Origin of the sequence: Kitasatospora sp. NPDC056181 (assembly GCF_042266225.1) — a bacterium.
Lineage (GTDB): Bacteria > Actinomycetota > Actinomycetes > Streptomycetales > Streptomycetaceae > Kitasatospora.
The window spans coordinates 1-1,183 of sequence record NZ_JBHJUK010000347.1; the positions used below are offsets into that span (position 1 = coordinate 1).

Consider the following 1,183-nt stretch of genomic DNA (forward strand, 5'->3'; position numbering starts at 1 on the left):
CATACGCCGTCGACAGGTCGCGCGCGAGGGGGGCCATGGACCAGCCGTCGCCGGCGATGTGGTGGACGAGCAGGACGAGGAGGTGCTCGCGCTCGTCGGAGGGGAACAGCCATGCCCGGAACGGCACTTGGCGGGAGAGGTCGAAGGCGTGGCCGGCGGCCTCGGCGACTGCGGCCTGGAGGGTGGCGGGGTCGGTGGGGGTGACGGTCAGGACGTCGTCGAGGTCACTGGTCTGGAGGATGTGCTGGTGCGGCTGTCCGTCGACGGTCGGGAACACGGTGCGGAGGACCTCGTGGCGTTCCAGCACGTCCCGCAGCGCGTCCTCAAGTGCGCCCTGGTCGAGGTCGCCCTGCAGGCGCAGGACGGCGGGGATGTTGTAGGTCGAGCTTGTGCCTTCGAGCTGGCCGAGGAACCAGAGGCGCTGTTGCGCGAAGGAGAGCGGCAGTTGCTCGGGTCGGGTGGCTGCGGTGAGGGCGGACCGGGAGGTGGCGGCGTCGGCCAGGGCGTGTGCGAGGGCGGCGACGGTCGGTGCCTCGAAGAGGGTGCGGATGCCGAGCTCGACGCCCAGTACCGTGCGGATCCGGGCGACGAGGCGGGTGGCGAGGAGGGAGTGTCCGCCGAGGTCGAAGAAGCTGTCGTCGACACCGATCTGCTCCAGGCCCAGCACGTCGGCGAAGGCCGCGCAGAGCAGCTCTTCTTCGAGGGTGGAGGGGCCGCGGCCGACGGAGACGACGCCGAACTCCGGCACCGGCAACGCCCGCCGGTCGAGCTTGCCGTTGACGGTCAGCGGCAGGGTGTCGAGGAGGACGACCGCTGCGGGGACCATGTACTCGGGCAGGTGCTCGGCGGTGAACGCCCGCAGTACCGGGGGCAGTTCCTGCCCGTCGTGGCCGGGAGCGGGGATGACGTAGGCGACGATGCGCTTGTCGCCGGGGGTGTCCTCGCGGACGATGGCGGTGGCCTGGGCGACGGCGTGGTGGGCGGCGAGGACCGTTTCGATCTCGCCGAGTTCGATGCGGAAGCCGCGGATCTTGACCTGGTCGTCCGCGCGTGCGAGGAACTCCAGGTTCCCGTCCGCCTGCCAGCGCACGAGGTCGCCGGTGCGGTACATCCGCTCGCCGGGTTCGCCGAAGGGGCAGGCGACGAAGCGTTCGGCGGTGAGGGCGGGGCGGTCGAGGTAGCC

General features: G+C 71.6%; 1 protein-coding gene. It reads right to left on the bottom strand.

Going from position 1 to position 1,183, the window contains the following annotated elements; translation table 11 throughout:
- Positions 1 to 1,183: condensation domain-containing protein (locus ACFC1F_RS43435; protein WP_376167361.1), on the bottom strand; the 1,183-nt coding region annotated here is incomplete at both ends.